This window comes from Bacillus sp. CH30_1T (assembly GCF_008364765.1).
Lineage (GTDB): Bacteria > Bacillota > Bacilli > Bacillales > Bacillaceae_B > Rossellomorea.
This window is the reverse complement of the sequence record NZ_VTUY01000001.1, coordinates 157,503-175,052: the sequence shown is the minus strand read 5'-3', so window position 1 is coordinate 175,052 and position 17,550 is coordinate 157,503. Positions and strand designations below refer to the sequence as shown.

10 protein-coding genes are annotated in these 17,550 nt (G+C 36.7%); 9 read left to right on the top strand and 1 reads right to left on the bottom strand.

Annotated features, from left to right (window positions below; translation table 11 throughout):
• Nucleotides 1-29: 29 nt before the first annotated feature.
• Nucleotides 30-293: a helix-turn-helix transcriptional regulator gene (locus F0342_RS00785; RefSeq protein WP_149154162.1), complete on the bottom strand. Its 264-nt coding sequence runs from the start codon at nucleotides 291-293 to the stop codon at nucleotides 30-32.
• A gap of 257 nt (nucleotides 294-550) precedes the next feature.
• Here F0342_RS00785 and F0342_RS00780 point away from each other — a divergent pair, with 257 nt between their 5' ends.
• The 9 genes from F0342_RS00780 (at nucleotide 551) to F0342_RS00740 (ending at nucleotide 17,522) form a co-directional block, all read left to right on the top strand.
• Nucleotides 551-874: a nucleoside triphosphate pyrophosphohydrolase gene (locus F0342_RS00780; RefSeq protein WP_149154161.1), complete on the top strand. Its 324-nt coding sequence runs from the start codon at nucleotides 551-553 to the stop codon at nucleotides 872-874.
• Between the two features lie 304 nt (nucleotides 875-1,178).
• Nucleotides 1,179-1,745 carry a restriction endonuclease subunit S gene (locus F0342_RS00775; protein WP_149154160.1) on the top strand — a complete coding sequence of 189 codons (567 nt, stop codon included), beginning with the start codon at nucleotides 1,179-1,181 and terminating at the stop codon, nucleotides 1,743-1,745.
• A 27-nt stretch (nucleotides 1,746-1,772) separates the two neighbouring features.
• Nucleotides 1,773-3,365: a type I restriction-modification system subunit M gene (locus F0342_RS00770; RefSeq protein WP_149154159.1), complete on the top strand. Its 1,593-nt coding sequence runs from the start codon at nucleotides 1,773-1,775 to the stop codon at nucleotides 3,363-3,365.
• Nucleotides 3,355-4,518, top strand: a complete 1,164-nt coding sequence (locus tag F0342_RS00765; protein ID WP_223145689.1) for a restriction endonuclease subunit S — start codon at nucleotides 3,355-3,357, stop codon at nucleotides 4,516-4,518. Before F0342_RS00770 ends, F0342_RS00765 begins: the two co-directional genes overlap by 11 nt.
• A gap of 23 nt (nucleotides 4,519-4,541) precedes the next feature.
• A complete protein-coding gene (locus F0342_RS00760; RefSeq protein ID WP_149154157.1) occupies nucleotides 4,542-7,697 on the top strand; it encodes a type I restriction endonuclease subunit R in 3,156 nt (1,051 codons plus the stop codon).
• A 368-nt stretch (nucleotides 7,698-8,065) separates the two neighbouring features.
• Nucleotides 8,066-10,864 carry an AbiH family protein gene (locus tag F0342_RS00755; RefSeq protein ID WP_149154156.1) on the top strand — a complete coding sequence of 933 codons (2,799 nt, stop codon included), beginning with the start codon at nucleotides 8,066-8,068 and terminating at the stop codon, nucleotides 10,862-10,864.
• Nucleotides 10,865-11,433: 569 nt separating this feature from the next.
• On the top strand, nucleotides 11,434-13,998 hold the full coding sequence (locus F0342_RS00750; protein WP_149154155.1) for an MrcB family domain-containing protein: 2,565 nt from the start codon (nucleotides 11,434-11,436) through the stop codon (nucleotides 13,996-13,998).
• Nucleotides 13,999-14,000: 2 nt separating this feature from the next.
• Complete coding sequence (locus tag F0342_RS00745) at nucleotides 14,001-16,469, top strand: restriction endonuclease-like protein (protein ID WP_149154154.1); 2,469 nt, start codon at nucleotides 14,001-14,003, stop codon at nucleotides 16,467-16,469.
• 33 nt (nucleotides 16,470-16,502) lie between these two features.
• The gene (locus F0342_RS00740; RefSeq protein ID WP_149154153.1) at nucleotides 16,503-17,522 is read left to right on the top strand and encodes a restriction endonuclease; all 1,020 of its coding nucleotides are present in this window, start codon (nucleotides 16,503-16,505) and stop codon (nucleotides 17,520-17,522) included.
• Nucleotides 17,523-17,550 lie beyond the last annotated feature (28 nt).

The window sequence follows — 17,550 nt, the reverse complement described above, 5'->3', positions numbered from 1 at the left end:
ATGGTAATCCCCCCATTTAAACGACCAAGTCAATCCTCTTTGAGTTTCTTCTCTTTTTCTATGTTATCAATTTCCTGAAAAATTCGGTCAATACTAATTCCTGTTTTATTATGTATGCTACTCAGTGTAAGTGCACTTGGTATTCTTTTTCCGCGCTCAATCATCCCGTAGCCTTCCTCTGACATGTGAATGATCCAGGCAAACTCCGCCTGTGTCATTCCACGTTCATATCTTCCCCGTTTCAATAGTTCTCCAAGTGTTTTCGCAAAAGGCTTATTTTCTTTTTTAACCAAAGAATTCTCCCCTTTTTAAACCCATTATCAAATCGGGAGTAATCACACACCACGAACAGGTGGTTGGATTATTGAAAAATATGTATAAAACTAAAGATTTATTTTTTCCGCAGTTCATTTTCATAATGAATCACTTATGAAGATGACTAAAAGGGAATGAAAAAAATAATAAATGGACTGGAGCTACGATCTTTGCTCTATGGACTACCTAATAAAATGTTAAAATATAGATAATACAATCCATAGGAGGTCACAACATGCCGACCTACAACAAGTTAGTCCGGGATAAAATCCCACAAATCATTGAAAGTAAAGGTAAGGAGTACTCAACAAAGGTCCTTAACGATGAAGACTACATAAAGTATTTGAAAGAAAAAGCATATGAGGAACTTGATGAATACTGTGCGGCTGAAACGGATGGAGAAGCGGTCGAAGAGCTTGTTGATCTGTTAGAGGTTGTTAGGGCTCTGGCTAAGCAGCATGGATCTACGTTTGAAGAGTTAGAATCAGTGAGGAAAGATAAGGCTGTGAAGCGTGGGGGATTTCATGAGAAGGTGTTTTTGATTGAGGTAAAGGATTGATTCATTGGAAGTTTCAACTTACCTATTATATAGGAAAGAGGAAAATAGCGGGTGGTTCTCGTGTTACTTTTGCATTAAGAAAAAGCATCAGAATCGTCCAAGTGCTTCTTTTGTTTTGTGATGTGGTCCTAAGACCCACTCTCTAGGAATGAAACAGGTCAACTGTGTTTTTCTCATGGAATGGCGGGGTGTAATTCGGTGAAAATACATATAAATATTGATCGAGTTCTTCCCGAGTGATAAGATTTAGTAGCTGATGAAATGAAGTGATTTCTAAAAAATACTTCTCTTAAGAGGGCGGGTTATGAAACTTGAAGATATTCTAACAGTTAAGATAGGAAGAAACCTTTCTAGAGGAAACGAGAAAAATGATCTAACTTTAGTGGCTTATTCATACGAAGATTTAATAAATGATTTAGATGGCACATTTCTAGATGCAAAAGCTAGGTATTGTATTGTGAATTCAAAACATAAAAACTGCTATTTGAGCATTCCTGGAGAAGTTGTTTTCAGCTTTGTAAGTTCTAAAGCCGGGATAGTGAGTGACGTAAACCAGGGGAAGATAATCAACCAAAACTTTGCGAAGCTCATTATCGAACATGATGGTTTGGATAGCAGCTATTTATGTTATGTGTTGAATGAATCGTATTCAATGAAAAAGCAAATGGCCATTTCGATGCAAGGAAGCACTTTACCAAAATTAACACCGGCGATATTAAAAGCGTTGGAAATCAAGTTACCAACGCTTGAGAAACAACGAACCATTGGAAAAGCGTATTTCTTCTTGAGAAAGAAGCAAGCGTTGGCTAAGCAACAAGCAAAACTTGAAGAACAGCTTTATTTAGAAATGTTGAGAAAACTAGATCATTAAACTAAGAAAAGAAGTGGGGAACATTACATGGCAGGGTTAAACCAAAAATTATTTAGTGCCGCAGACAACTTGCGAAGCAAAATGGATGCATCTGAATACAAAAACTATTTATTAGGATTAATTTTTTACAAGTATTTATCGGATAAGTTACTAGAAAAAGTGGTTGTCATAGCCGATGAATCACTTGAAGAATACAATACCCAAGAGAAACAAACTCAATTGTATAGGGACTTGTTTGCAGACGAAGAGATCAAAGATGATTTGATCGAAACATTAGTAGATACACTGGGCTATGATATTGCTCCAGCCCACTTATTCAATGTATTAACCGATCAAGCGAAACAAAACACGTTTCAATTAAATGACTTAAATAAAGCATTTATGGATCTAGCAACCAAGTATGATCAATTTAATGGGTTGTTTGATGACGTAGATCTGAAATCAAAAAAATTAGGTTCAGATGATCAGCAACGAAACATTACCATTACAGAAGTTCTGAAAAAGCTAAACCATATTGACTTAATGGGGCATGGCGGTGATGTCATTGGGGATGCGTATGAATTCTTAATCGGTCAATTTGCATCAGAAGCTGGCAAGAAAGCAGGAGAATTCTACACGCCTCATGAAGTATCGGATATGATGGCACGTATTGCGGCGATGGGACAAGAAGACAAAAAGTTGTTCAGCGTTTTTGACCCAACTATGGGATCAGGTTCGTTGATGTTAAATATTCGAAATTATATAAACTACCCAGACAGCGTGAAGTATCATGGTCAGGAATTGAATACCACCACCTTCAATCTGGCAAAGATGAACTTGATATTGCATGGTGTGAATAAAGAAGATATGCGTGTACGCAATGGGGATACACTGAACAAGGACTGGCCGACAGATGAACCGTATACGTTTGATTCGGTTTTGATGAATCCTCCGTATTCAGCCAAATGGTCGGCAGATGACACGTTTTTAGATGATTCCCGTTTCAACCGGTACGGAAAGTTAGCACCGAAATCCAAAGCAGACTTTGCCTTCCTGTTACACGGATTCTATCACTTGAAGGATTCCGGAACGATGGCCATTGTCTTGCCACACGGGGTCCTGTTCCGGGGAGCTGCAGAAGGGGTCATCCGGAAGAAGCTGTTGGAAGATGGAAGTATTGATGCGGTTATTGGAATGCCGGGGAACTTATTCTTTGGGACATCTATTCCGACAACGGTTATTATCCTGAAGAAAAATCGTGAAACGCGCGATGTCCTCTTTATCGATGCAAGTAAAGATTTTATCAAAGGGAAAAATCAAAACAAACTTTCGAAAGAAAATCTGGATAAGATTGTGGAAACGTATCGAAGAAGAGAGTGTGTGGAGAAATATGCCCATGTTGCGAGCTTTGAGGAAATCAAAGGGAATGAATTCAATTTAAATATCCCTCGATACGTCGATACGTTTGAAGAAGAAGAAAAAGTGGATATGGCTGCGATTGGGGCAAGTATTAAAGATATTCGAAAAGAAAAAGCCGAACTGGAAACTAGTCTATATGACATGATTTCATCATTACAATATGATGAAGAAAATGCAGAATGGATCAAGGGTGCATTAGAGGTGTTTAATCGTGAAGAGTAATATACCAGAAATTCGATTTCCTGGGTTTTCTGGAGATTGGAAAAAGCGTAGGTTAGCAGAAGTAGCTCATTATAGGAATGGTGGAAGCTTTGAAAATGAAGTAGTTAATAAAGGAAAGTACGAATTAATAACTTTAAAATCAGTAGATATTAATGGGAATCTAGTTCCTTCCAAAAAGTTTATTGATTCAGAAGTGAGCACTTTGGCAAAAGATACTTTAGTCATGATTTTGAGTGAACAAGCTCCAGGATTACTTGGAAAAACTTCTGTAATTCCCTTCAATAACTATTATGTTTTAAATCAAAGGGTTGCATCTTTAACCCCAAAAGAAGAATCGGATAGCAATTTTTTAACTAAAGCTATTAATAGAAACGGTAAATATTTTAGTTCAAGAGGAGCTGGGACAAAGGTTCAAAATATCTCCAAACCTAATGTGGAGAATTTCGAATTTTTCATACCTGAACTTAAGGAACAGATCAAAATAGGTTCATTCTTGAAAATGGTGGATAACATTATCTATCTTCATCAGCAAGAACTAAACACCCTCAAACAAACCAAACAAGGATTCCTACAAAAAATGTTCCCGAAAGAAGGGGAGTCCTTTCCAGAGGTTCGATTCGATGGTTTTAGTGGGGAATGGAGTAGAGTAACATTAGACAAAGTAATTCAAAAGCAAATTAAAGGCAAAGCACAATTAGGTAAATTTTCAGATGGTGAAGTAGAGTATCTAGATGCTAATAGGTTAAATGGTGGTGCCCCCTTTTATTCAAATGGAATTCAAGATGTTTCTGCAGATAATATCATAATACTATGGGATGGTTCTAAAGCGGGCACTGTATACAAAGGTTTTTGTGGAGTATTAGGATCAACATTAAAGGCTTATTCAATTAATGAAAAAAATAATTCTGATTTTATTTATCAGCAATTAGTTCATAATCAAGAAAAAATATATAAGCATTATAGAACACCTAATATTCCTCATGTAGTTAAAGACTTTACAGATGTATTCCTGATTTATATCACTTCACTCGAAGAACAGCAAAAAATTGGGGATTTCCTCAAACAATTAGATGACACTATCGCTCTTCATCAACGTGAATTAGACATATTAAAAGAAACGAAAAAAGCTTTTCTGCAAAAGATGTTTGTGTAATTGGATAGAAAAGAGGGAGAAACGTGACCAAGATCGCTCATAATGATGAACTGGCAGTAGAACGTCGATTGATTGAAGTGCTCGGGGAAGGACACAATCAGTGGAATTACCGTCCGGACTTAAAGTCGGAAGAAGACCTTTGGAAGAATTTACGGAAAATCATTACCCGAAATAACTTATCCGAAATTGGGGAGCATCCCATTTCGGATAAAGAATTTGATGCGATTAAAACCGAATTGCTATCGAAAACACAGACCCCTTTTGACGCTGCCAGATGGCTGAAGGGGGAGAACGGAATTGCCCGCATCTCGATTGAACGAGATGATGTTTCTTTGGGATCCATGTCATTGGTGCTGTATTCAAATCAGGACATTGGTGGCGGCATCTCTACATACGAAATTGTTCATCAAATTGCGAAACAAAAAGCAAACGAGGATGGCCGTGATCGCAGATTTGATGTGACACTCTTAATCAATGGATTACCCATTGTTCAGATTGAGTTGAAACAGGTCAGCGCGAAAGACGGCGTATTCCAAGCCTACAATCAAATCAAGAAATACGCGGAGGAAGGGATGTTTCGAAATAACATCTTTTCGACGCTGCAGCTCTTTGTGATCTCGAATGAACAGACGACGCGTTATTTTGCCAATGCGATGCCAAAAGACATGCATAAGAAATTCGTCTTTAGCTGGCGCACGACGGATAATCGCAAAGTAGAAAATCTTTATGAATTCGTCAAGCAAGTCTTAAATATTCCGGATGCGCACCGATTAATTGCCAATTATACAATCGTTAGTGAAGATCAGGACAATAAAGCGTTAATGGTATTGCATCCGTATCAAATTCACGCCATTGAAGCGTTATTCACTTCAGCGATGAAACACGAGTCTGGATTCGTATGGCATGCGACGGGTTCAGGGAAAACGCTCACAAGCTTTGTTTCGACAAAACTATTAGCTCGGAAACCCGGTGTCGATCGCACCATTATGATCATTGACCGGAAAGATTTGGACAACCAGACGACAACCGAGTTCACCAAATTCGCCTCCGAGTTCAATACGGGTATTTCCTCCGGTACGGCGAAGTCCAACAGCTTAATTGTGGGAACGGAGAGTTCAAAGAAGTTAAGTGAGACCCTCCTATCCGACAGCAATTCCAATACCGTCATTATCACGACGCGCCAAAAGCTGGAGGCTGCTTTGCGCTTTGCTCAAAAACAGGAAGAAAAGAACGGATCTCAACGCTTCAAGAAATTGATTGGGCAGCATATTGTATTCGTGGTGGATGAATGTCATCGGGCGTTGAGTGCAGAAGGAATGGAAGCCATCAAAGGATTCTTTCCGAACTCGACATGGTTTGGATTCACAGGGACGCCGATCTTCAATGAGAATAAAAAACAGGCGAAGGGTCAATTGGCTCGAACCACTCGTGATCAGTATGGAGAAATCCTTCATACGTATACCATTAAAAACGCTTTAGAGGATGGTTCGGTTTTAGGATTCCAAGTCGAACACGAAGATACGATTGAATCCATCTCCTTATACAATCATATCTTGGAGCAACTGCGTCTAAATGAAAAATACGCAGAGAGCACGGATGATGAGCTTAACGAAATGATCGATAAAATGGATGGGGTAGAGAAGGAAACGTATATTCCAAACTCTTCGTTCGAAGATGATGACCACATAAAAAAAGTGATTGATAAAATCTTTCGGCCGGATAACGCCTACACGAAATTTGATTTTGAAAATGGTCGTCCACAAAAGTCCGCCATTTTAACCACAAGTTCCATCGATATGGCTAAGCGATACTATCATGCGATTAAAGAAATGACAAAGGATCCTGATTGGATAGAAAATAAATTTGCGGGTCATCCCATTCGAAAAGGTCGCACGATTGAAGACCCTGACTTCCCTCGAATTGCGATCACCTATTCGTTACAGGAAAATGAAGAAACGTCAAAAGAGTCGCAAGATGAAATGAAACAAATCATCAAAGAGTACAATGGCTACTATGATACAGCCTGGTCGATTGAAGATATCGACCGATACAATGGAGATATTAATAATCGCCTAGCCCGTAAAAAAGCAGAGTTCAAAGAGTTTGGGAAGCATATCGACCTCGTGATCGTGGTGGATCGCTTATTGACGGGGTTTGATGCCCCGACCATCCAAACGTTATTTGTCGATCGGAACTTAAGTTATGCCAATTTAATTCAAGCGTTCTCTCGTACGAATCGAACCTATCCTGGTAAATCAAAGGGATTAATTGTCACATTCCGAAAACCTTCGACCATGGAACGAAACGTCCAAGATGCGACGAAGTTATACTCGAATGAAAACGATGAATCGAAGCTAGTGTATCCGACGTATGACGAATCCAAAAAACGCTTTAAAAAGGCACACAAATCATTACAAAAGTTAGTGCCAAACCCTACAGATATTGATGAGCATTCATCCCTTGAAAAACGAATTGAATTTGTAAAAGCCTTTCAAGAGCTGAATAATGCGTTCGAAGCGTTAGTGACCTATGATGATTACAACGATGAGATGGAGAAATCAAAGGCCCTTCAAGAACAGGTGAAGACCCTGGAAGAATATATTGGGGTGTACAACACGGTGAAAGGATCGTTAGTGGAAGAAGGTGGCGATGGCGCGAACCCTGATTTCTCGGGCATTGAGTTTTATGGGGAAAATGCGATTAAGATCTATGATATAGACTCTACCTATATTGACCGTCTATTAGAAACGTATTCAGCCAATAATCAGGGAATCCGTGACGAAATTGAAAAAGCCCTTCAAAAGCTGAATAAATCAGATATTGTGAAAGACGTGTACCATACCATTTTAAATGGCATTGATACCGAAGAGATTGATATAAAAGAAGATATCTTTGCAGTGAAAAGGCGCTTCTTCACCAAATCCTATCATAAAGCAATTGAAGATTTCGCGAGCACTTGGTGTGTGGAAGAAAATGAGCTGCACTCCTCTGCTGTTCAATATGAGATAGGCTCAGAGCCTATTCCGAATATTGGAGGGATCATTAACAGCAAGCAATTTGATAAGTATAAAGCGGTACATCCGGATGCAAAGCCATTAAAATATGGACCGGAGATGAAGCGTCAGTGGAGACTTACGCTGGATGAAGTGATTGTACCTTTGAGTGATGAATTAAGATAAAGTCGTTTTACAAATGAATCTAAACAAAAGAAGCAAGGGACTGTTCTCTCGCTTCTTTTGTTTATTTATAATAAGTGAGAACAAGTGAAAATTAAACATTGTTTTTCATGATTTATCAAATGATTAGTAATAGTATGTCTATCATAAAATGCCTGTAGTATAATAGAAATAAGTACCAATTAATTAGATGACTTTTAATTTAATAATACATAATGTCGACTAAAATCAAAATAAGTTAAGCTTCTTCACCACTTATGTGTACATACTCAATTTAAATTTTATAATAACGCCCCTTTTTGATCTTAACGTGTGAAGTTTTGGATAAAGCTATAGACAATTGGATGATGATGGACGGGAGAATGTTATATATGAGAAAAGAAAGTCAAGAAAAGTTAGATAATAATAGTTCAAAGAACATAGTTATTGTAGGGAATGGATTTGATATGAGTCTTGGTCTCAAAAGTTCATATCAGCATTTTATTGAGTATATTAAGTATAGGAAACGATTCTCTGGAGATAACGAATTATACAACTATAATCGACTATTTTTAAGGAAATACGAGGGGTTTCATTTAAACTGGTCTGATTTTGAAAGTTTATATGAAGAAACAGTAAGGAAAATCAATAATCGATCTCATAAAAATGAAGAACCGCAAGATATTTTTGATATATCATCTATAAATGACTCTATAAAAAAATTAGAAGAAGATTTCCAGGAATATCTTTCATATGAATACCCCAAATGGGTTCAACACAAGACAATTGAAATTGGCAGTTCTGGGTTTAAAAGATTTACAGAACCAATAAATCCTTTCTTTATTAAAATGATTGAAGATGAAAATACATTTTTTATTAATTTTAATTATACTAACACCATTGAGGATTTATGTGAGAGTGTACTTTATGATAACAGTATGCCAGGATCCAGTATAAAAGTGAAAAATGCAAAGGACAGAGTTTTCCATATACATGGAAGTTTAGATGAAGAAAATATTTTATTTGGGGGTGGATTTACTGACAGTGAGGATATTAATAATATTCATTATTCTCAGTCTTTAATAAATGATAAGTTATTTAGAATTAAAGAAAATGAATTACTAAATTCAACAAGAAAAAAAATAATGTCTATTATTGATTTGGACAAGAAAGATGCGAATAATAACCTATATATTATAGGACACTCTCTTAAAGGTAGTGACTTCCCATTCCTTTCAAGAATAATAAAAAAAGCAAGCAAAGTATACATTTTTTATTACGGAGATGACTATATTCTTAAAATGGAAGAGATTTTAAGGGAGTTCGGTTCTTCTCTTGCCGAGAAAATTGTACTAGTTCCTTTCTTAGAAATATTATTGCATGATAAATTAATTGTTTCTAGCTATAAAGAATATGAGACTATAAGTTCCTTTTTGCCAAATAGATTTCCAAAAGAAGACATCTTATCGGAGTTATCATTAACTAGGCATCATTTTTCTTTTCGAAATATAAATGAATTGAGAATAAACCCAAGTAATGTAGAAAAAGTGCTTCAGATAGTAAAAAATTTGCAAATCAATCAAAATACTTTTAAAATTTCTCGGATTTACATCGAAGAAACTATTGAATCAGCTGACTTTAATAAACTTAGTAACTCCAAAGAGTTTTTAAAATTACTAAAATGGGTTAGTAAAGTTATTTTTTTTAACACAGAAATTAATACTAATTTCTTAAATCAAGTATTAGCTAATGGTAGTAACCTGATTTATATTAGAATGGAGCATTGTACACTACTTAACGATATAGATGATTCCTATACAGATATATCTGTATGTGAGTCATTGAAGAGATTAGAAATAACTGACTGTTTTTTTAGTTCTGCCCTGTCAGATTCAAAAGATATATTTTACATTGGATCAGATGCACCGAATAATATAGAGAACTTAACAATATTAGGAAATACAGATCTTGTAATTGACAAAGGTGTTTTAGAACAATCGAAAAATTTAATAGAGCTTAATATCGCATTAACAACTAGAAATGTTTATCAAGAAGAGATTCACCTAAAGGATTTAGAAATTTTACAAATTGACCATACCTCTGGATTTGTTCCTAACATAACAGTTGGTAATAATATTAAGGAAATAGTTATAATAGGATATTCTGAAGAATTATTAAAACTTTCTTCAATCATGAAAAATAACGAAGGTTCAGTAGGCTTTCCTAAACTTAGACTTCTACATCTTAAAAACCCAGATGTAATGAATTTATGTAAAAACGTTATCGTTGATGTTATCTTAGATGTCTTTTCAAAGGATACTCAATTTATTGTTGATAAGGATATAAAATCTATTAATGAATATTACTTGGAAAATAAAGAGCCCTTTAATGAGGAATTAATAGATAATAATATCTTATTAAAATTAAAAGACTTGTTCCAAGAAATATCAAATTTAGCAGACCTATCAACTATTGAAGAGATTCTAGAAGACACGAGTGCCAAATTACAGAAAATTATTCAAACTAACAAACAGGCTGATAATGAACAAAAAGATGGATATGATATAAATCAAAATATTGAATATGATTCGGGGAGAAAACCAGTCACAAATAATTTTTCTACTTATACCACAATTGATAGATTTTTGTTTGATTACAAAATGGGTAGTAAAACGACACGAGATGAATTGTTAAATGTCTTACAACAACAGAAAAAACCTGAAATTGTAAGTGGAATTTATTATGATATCTTTAATGAGATTGACAGAGAAATAATAAATTCTATAGTTGATGTGCGAGATTTGAAACATCAGTATTTTGCAAAATCTCTTAATAAAATCATTAATGATTTTTCTGAAAAATGGTTTGTTTCAAAATATGAACTTAAACTATCGGCTATACAGTATGACAGTACTAATGACATCCCGAATATTGGTAGGATTATTGAAAGCAAGGATTATGATAAATACAAAGCAAAACATCCGGAGATGAATCCATTTAAGTATTCCCAAAACATAAAACATTTCTGGCAGAAAGAATTAGATGAAAAAGTAGTGTGGATAAATAATGAAGTAAAACATGAGACTTCGTTAAATCATCTATCTGAATTACTAGAAGAAATGCAAGATAATAATCTGATTGAAGATGCAAACCCAATAGACATTGATGAAGAGTATTCAGTGAAGCAATAAAGAGTGTCAAAAATTCTTATTTATTATAGGTAAGTATCTAAGCAAAGGGGAAAAGCCATCATGAACCACTACTTGTTTTGAATCATTCAATGTAGTGCTTTAAAAATAATTGAAAAGCGTATAGCGAGTGGACGTGTCTTGACTTCCAAAGTGAAAGATACGTTCACTCGCTTCAAATATTTTCTACTGGTAATAGACTCAAAATGCCTATCCACTTCCATGATATGTTCTTTATATTCCAGAATATCACTCACCGAATCTACTTAAATATTTGTTTTTTCATCTTTCAGCTGGAGGTATTTATTTGCTCTGTTAAACCCTAATCTGCAGGTCCTTTTCCAAACGCTTTCATCTAATAATACTTAGAAGATAGCTTATCATGTTGTCTCAGTGAAAAACTCTTGCTGGGTTCACAACTTCTTTGAGGATCATTTTTATCAGAACCTATCCTTCTATAATTAAATCGGGAATAAAGTTATTTAGGCTTCTTAGCATATTGCGGGGAGGCTTTTTTATTACATGGAAATAATTGTGATAAACTATAGAAAATGACTATTTAGGAGACAACTATGATAATAGAAATCATAAAATCATTAGCACAGCAAACAAAAATGATAGAGACCTTATCGCTGAAGAAAAAGAACTACATAAGAAAGATAAATGAAAAAGGGATCTTTGTAGAGACGGGGTCATCATTAGAGAAATTCCAGCGCGGTGAAAAAACGACTTCCTATGAAAGTATTTCTTTTGAGTTTTTGCAGCAAGCGTGGGAAGAGTTTTCCTCGAAACGAGTGGTTACTAAAGAGGACTTTGTAAAAACGAAGGGGAGAACTTCTTTTATTATGTCTTTCTTCGCAAAGCTGCCTTTTGTAAAGGTAGTGGAGAAAGGACAAAAGATTGCCCTTTCGTTCATTGAGTTCAGAACAGATGATTTGCCGAATGAGCAGATCCATAAAGTAACCACTTTTTTAGAGGAGGTTATTGAGGGTACTTATCAACCTGAAAGATTAAGTGAACAACTGGAAGGTAATGAGTATCGAATCAAGTCTAGATCACGTCAGGACTTAAGGTTGTTAGGTTTCCTGGATAAGGATCAACATCAAAACGAGGAACTCTTCCATGAATACATTCAATCATCTAACAAGATAGAGCTATTAAGGCAACAAATGTTACATAAAGAGTATTTTAGAATCGCACTTGAAATATTGGGCTTTTTAAAAAATCATACCCCTATTGAGAAAAAGAGAGCCTTGATTGAGGTAGGGAAATTAATTGTAAGGAATTCACTTGGGGATAATCTAATGGTGGATAGTGTAGCCAAAGAAAGAACGACGAATCTCCTCAAATGGCTTCAATATGTAGATTTAATTGATGATGAGTACACCCCGAATATTCAAGTCAATAGACCAAAGGAGCATCCTATTGTGAAGACCTCGATACGTGAAAAACTCTTATATATTATGAATAATTATGTGTCAGCTAAGGCCCAACCTTTTGGAGGGAATGAGCTTGGATCATATGTAAGAAACGATGTACCTAAAGTGTTCAAACAGCTGCCTTGCTTGAATGAACAATATGCTGTTACGGGTTCAGTTGGTCAAGGGAACTGGGCTTCTGTTCCTTGGATTGCGATTATGAATAAAGAAATTACGACTTCTACTCAAAGAGGCTATTATATCGTTTATTTATTCAGTGAAGATATGAGTAGACTTTATTTAACGTTGGCACAGGGAGTAACAGAAACGACCAAAGAAGAAATGTTGAAGCGTAAGCAGGAAATCCGTGATTATGTTGAAATGAAGGCTTCGGTTAAGAAAGATAATGAATTATATCTAGGAGAGTCAATTAAAGCGAAGGGGTATACTTTATCGACTGCAGCTTACATAGAATACCAAAAAGACGACATGCCTTCTGAAGGAGAGTTTATGGACGATTTAGAGAGCATGATTACTTATTATGAAAGGTACATAGAGTATTCTAATACTCAAGCCCATACAGAGGATGTTCTGTCTGAAGAAGAGGAAATCAAAGTAGAGTTTCAGAATGATGATAAACTGATTGATCATATTCATGATTATATTTCTACTAAAGGATACTATTATAATCGCAAGGACATTATCAACTTATTCCTTTCTCTAAAAACAAAGCCTTTCGTTATTCTGTCCGGCATTTCAGGGACTGGTAAAACGAAGATTGTTCAGTTGCTCGCTGAAAGTCTCGGTGCGACGGCCGAAAATGGACAGTTTGCCCTAATCCCAGTTCGACCTGACTGGAGTGATGGATCGGACCTTATTGGATATCGGGATATTAAAGGTGAGTTCCAGGCAGGACCGTTAACAAAAGTATTAATGGAAGCGAATCAGCCTGATAATCGTAATAAACCTTATTTCTTACTTCTGGATGAGATGAATCTAGCACGTGTAGAATATTATTTTAGTGACTTGTTGAGTGTGATGGAAAGTCGTGATCGTCTGGATGGTGAGATGGTTTCTGCTCCTGTCGTGGAGGAAGAAGAGGTAGGGAGACTTCTTTTACGAGATAATTTCTATATTATTGGGACAGTGAACATGGATGAGACGACTCATCCGTTCAGTCCGAAGGTATTAGATCGTGCGAATACGGTTGAGTATAATGACGTGGTGTTAGATCATTTTGGTTTTCTAACAAAGGATTCTATTGCTGAACCAGTAGCTATAGACAATCAACAAATGGCTGGAAGGTTTCTAAATCTGAAAGATGCTTTCTTTGATCATGAGGAACTGGTGAGAAATGTCACTGCACTGCTTGTTGAGGTAAATACGATATTAGAACCGATAAAGGCTCATTTCGGCTACCGGGTAAGGGATGAAGTGTGCTTTTACATGATTTATAACAATGAAGGACAGCTGATGGAGTTTGAAGACGCTTTTGATTATCAGCTGCTTCAAAAGGTTCTACCAAGGTTAACAGGTAATGACCTGAAAACGGAAGAGGCTTTGAAGAATTTATTCCTGTTCTGTACAAGTCATGAGTGGGATGAGCTGAATTCAACCTCGATCGTGAAAGAAGCTCGTTTTTCAAAATCAGCCGAAAAGCTGTCTAATATGATTCCGAAAATCATGCATGATGGCTTCACTTCTTTCTGGGGTAGTTAAGGATGAATGGATCGGAAACGAAAGAGATGCTGTACATTGAGACCGAGGATTTCTCCCTTTATATCAAAGGTATGCCTTATAATGCGAGGTTCGAGAGTTTATCACAGTATCGGAAGCATTCTGCTATTGAGAAGGAAGCGATGACGTTTACCTATAGCGGTGAGGGCGTTCGATCGGTTGAATTGTACGATGTTGAAACGGATTCTCTTGAAGAAGTCCAGGCGCTGTCTTTTGCACCTATTTTCTTTGAAAATGGAGTCTATCAGATTGTGATATCACCGAAGACAGATAAAAGTCTCACTTTTTATCATGAGCACCCAGGTTTAAGGAATGCGGTTGAACCAGTAGGTAGAGGAAGTCAGCCAATTCTTATGGGGAATTTGCAGTTTATGAATGAAGTGGGGTATACGAGCTTTTCGATTAAGCATAATGAGAAGACTTTACTTGATGTGAAGCTTGAGATTTTCCCGACGAAATTAAGTTATAAGGATGATTATCGCAAGCTACTAGAGGAAGTTAATGATGAAGTGTATAATCTGGCTTTTCATTTTATAAAGAAGACGTTTCTAGGAGCTTCTAATCATTTATCGGAAAATCCTTCTTTGACGGAGTTTTATCGGCTAATAGAGTTCTATTTTAAGAGCTTTATCAAGTCTATTCAACGAATTGAGGAACAGCCTCATCACCAGTTGCTGACGGAGCATCAGATGGTGAGAGGGGAACGGATTAAGAGATTGGATAGCAAGGGAAGAAAGCATTTACGAAGTAATCCTCAGATGTTTATGGAAGCTGAAAATGGCCTGGTGCTGCATGATAAGCCTGTTTTTCCTGTTAAGGGGTTAAATGCTCGAAAGACGATTACTTATGATACGTTAGAGAATCGATTTGTGAAGTGGATGATGGAGCGGCTTACTCATAAGCTGGCGGATCTTGCTGCTAAGATAAGCAGTCAATCAGGTAGGTATGAGCGGAAGGTAGATGAAGAACTACTGGACAAGGTGACACGGATGCAAGGTACCTTGAAGACTTATTTGAATAAATCATTTTGGAAAGGTATCAGCAGCGTGGATCGAACGGTTACAAGCATGGTGATTCAGCGAAAGATCGGTTATCGGGACGCTTATAAAATCTATCTTGTAGTGACCAGAGGGTTAATGCTTGGAGGTGAGCTATTTAAAATGTCGGTGAAGGATGTAGCGACGCTTTATGAGTATTGGACCTACTTGAAGATGGGGCAGATATTAAGAGCGAAGTATGTACCTGAATATCAGGATGTTGTGGCGATTCGTCATGGCGCATTATTTGTTGATCTGGACCAAACTTCAAACGCGAAGCAGGTGTTTACGCATCCTCAGACTGGTGAGCGGATTGTCCTTTCTTTTCAAAAGAGAGAAGGGAAGGTACCTACGGTTACGCAGAAGCCTGATATTATGCTTGAGGTGGAGAAGAAGCATTCTCATAATCGCTATCATTATGTGTTTGATGCGAAGTATCGAATAGATTTCGGTTTCGGATCAGATCAGGCTGAAAAGGTTGGCCCGTTAGAAGAGGATATTAATACGATGCACCGATACCGAGATGCATTAGTGAAGAAGCATCATGAGAGGGATAGCTATGAGCGGTATTCTTTTGGTGCGTATGTGCTATTTCCGTGGAATGAAGAGCAGGCTTACTTAGAGCATCCATTTTATAAGAGTATTGATGAGGTGAATATTGGTGGACTGCCATTTTTGCCTAATTCGACTGTGCTGGTGGAGACATTAGTGGAACGGTTGGTGGAGAGTAACCCTGAGGATCTGCAGGAGGAGGGTGTGCTGCCTACTGGTGCTTGGATACATTGGGAGTCTTCTTTGGATGAGAAGGTGCTTGTTGGAACGGTGAATGACAGGTCGGGTTATCAAGAGTATAAGAGGGGCAAATATTTTGAGCTGGACTCTTTTTCTTTGAAGAGAGGTTGGCAGGAGAGTTTGTATGTTGCTCTGTATGTCACGAGTGAAGTGAGTAGTGAGACTGGTCCAGTGAATGGGATTCAGTATTATGGAAGAGTTGAGGATATAAAGGTGTATGACGGTAAGGTGAGATTCGAAGTGGAGAGTTGGCAAGCCTTGAAGCAGGTGATTCGACCAGTAGGTTATGGAATCCAGTCTCATATGATGACGACGATGTCATTGTTAGAGCAGTCTGAGGAGCTTCCGGAGTTGTTTATGAAGTCTGGTGAGGAGATTAAGCTTTGGCGGATGTTGAGGCGTTTGACTAGTAAGGTGTTTACTAGTTTGGACGATGTTTCGGTGGATCGGGCTCGGAAGGTTTTGGCTTATCAGATTGGGCATGTGGAGGTTTTGTTGAATACCACTGATGAGCAGATTGAGATTTTGCAGAATAACGAATTAATAAATACTGTCCCTTTAGATACTTTACAGAAATACCCTGCAAAGGTTTTTAAGATAATTAAAGAGTGCATCTTTAAATAAATGAACAATACTAACAAAATGGAGTGATAATGTATGAGTATTTGGCTTTTTCGTGCTGGATCAAATGGTGAGTTCGAAGATAAATTTCTGCAAGATAATCGTGTCTACTTAACCTGGGATGACTTAAATATAAATTTAAAAAAACTAGAAGAAAAAGAAGAGTTATATACTTATCTAGTAGATAAGTATGAACTTGAGAAACAAAAGACAGCTATTAATTGGGCTTCTCAAATCTATCCTATTGCACATAGAATGAAGATTGGAGATTGGATTGTGTTGCCAAGTAAAATGAATCGTACTATTCATTTTGGAGAAATAACTAGCGATTATAGTTATGATCAGAGTCTAGGAAGTCCTTATTATCATTATCGAGATGTTAAGTGGTTTGCTCAGGATGTTCCTCGTGATCGATTTGAACAGGACATACTCTACTCAATGGGCGCTTTTATGACAATATGTAAAATTCATAAAAATAACGCTGAAGAGAGAATTAAGTCTATGCATAAAAATGGTTGGCATGTTGTTGACAAACCTATTCCTAAAAAGATTGAAGAAACAGAAGATGAGGTAATACCTGATTTAGAAGAATTTATTGCCGATAGAATTTCGGAGCATATTATTAAGAAATTTAAAGGTCATAAAATGGAGACACTTATAGAAGGAATACTAAAGGCTAAAGGATTTACTACATATAAAAGTCCTGAAGGTGCTGACCAAGGGGTAGATATTCTAGCGGCTGCAGATACCCTTGGATTTGGCTCACCAAAAATTTGTGTTCAAATTAAAACAACAGATGCCCCTGTTGATCGCCCAACTATGGATCAATTAATTGGTACTATGAGTAATATGAATGCGGATTATGGGTTATTAGTTTCATGGAATGGTTTTAAAAGTTCAGTTAAGAAGGAAATTCCAAAACAATTTTTCAGATTGAGATTATGGGATTCTGCTAAAATAATCGAACAATTATTCGAAAATTATGATGCTTTAAGTGATGATCTTAAAGCGGAGATTCCTTTGAAGAAGGTATGGATGTTGAATAGGGAAGATTAACCAAGATTCATTATTGGATGTTATTAAT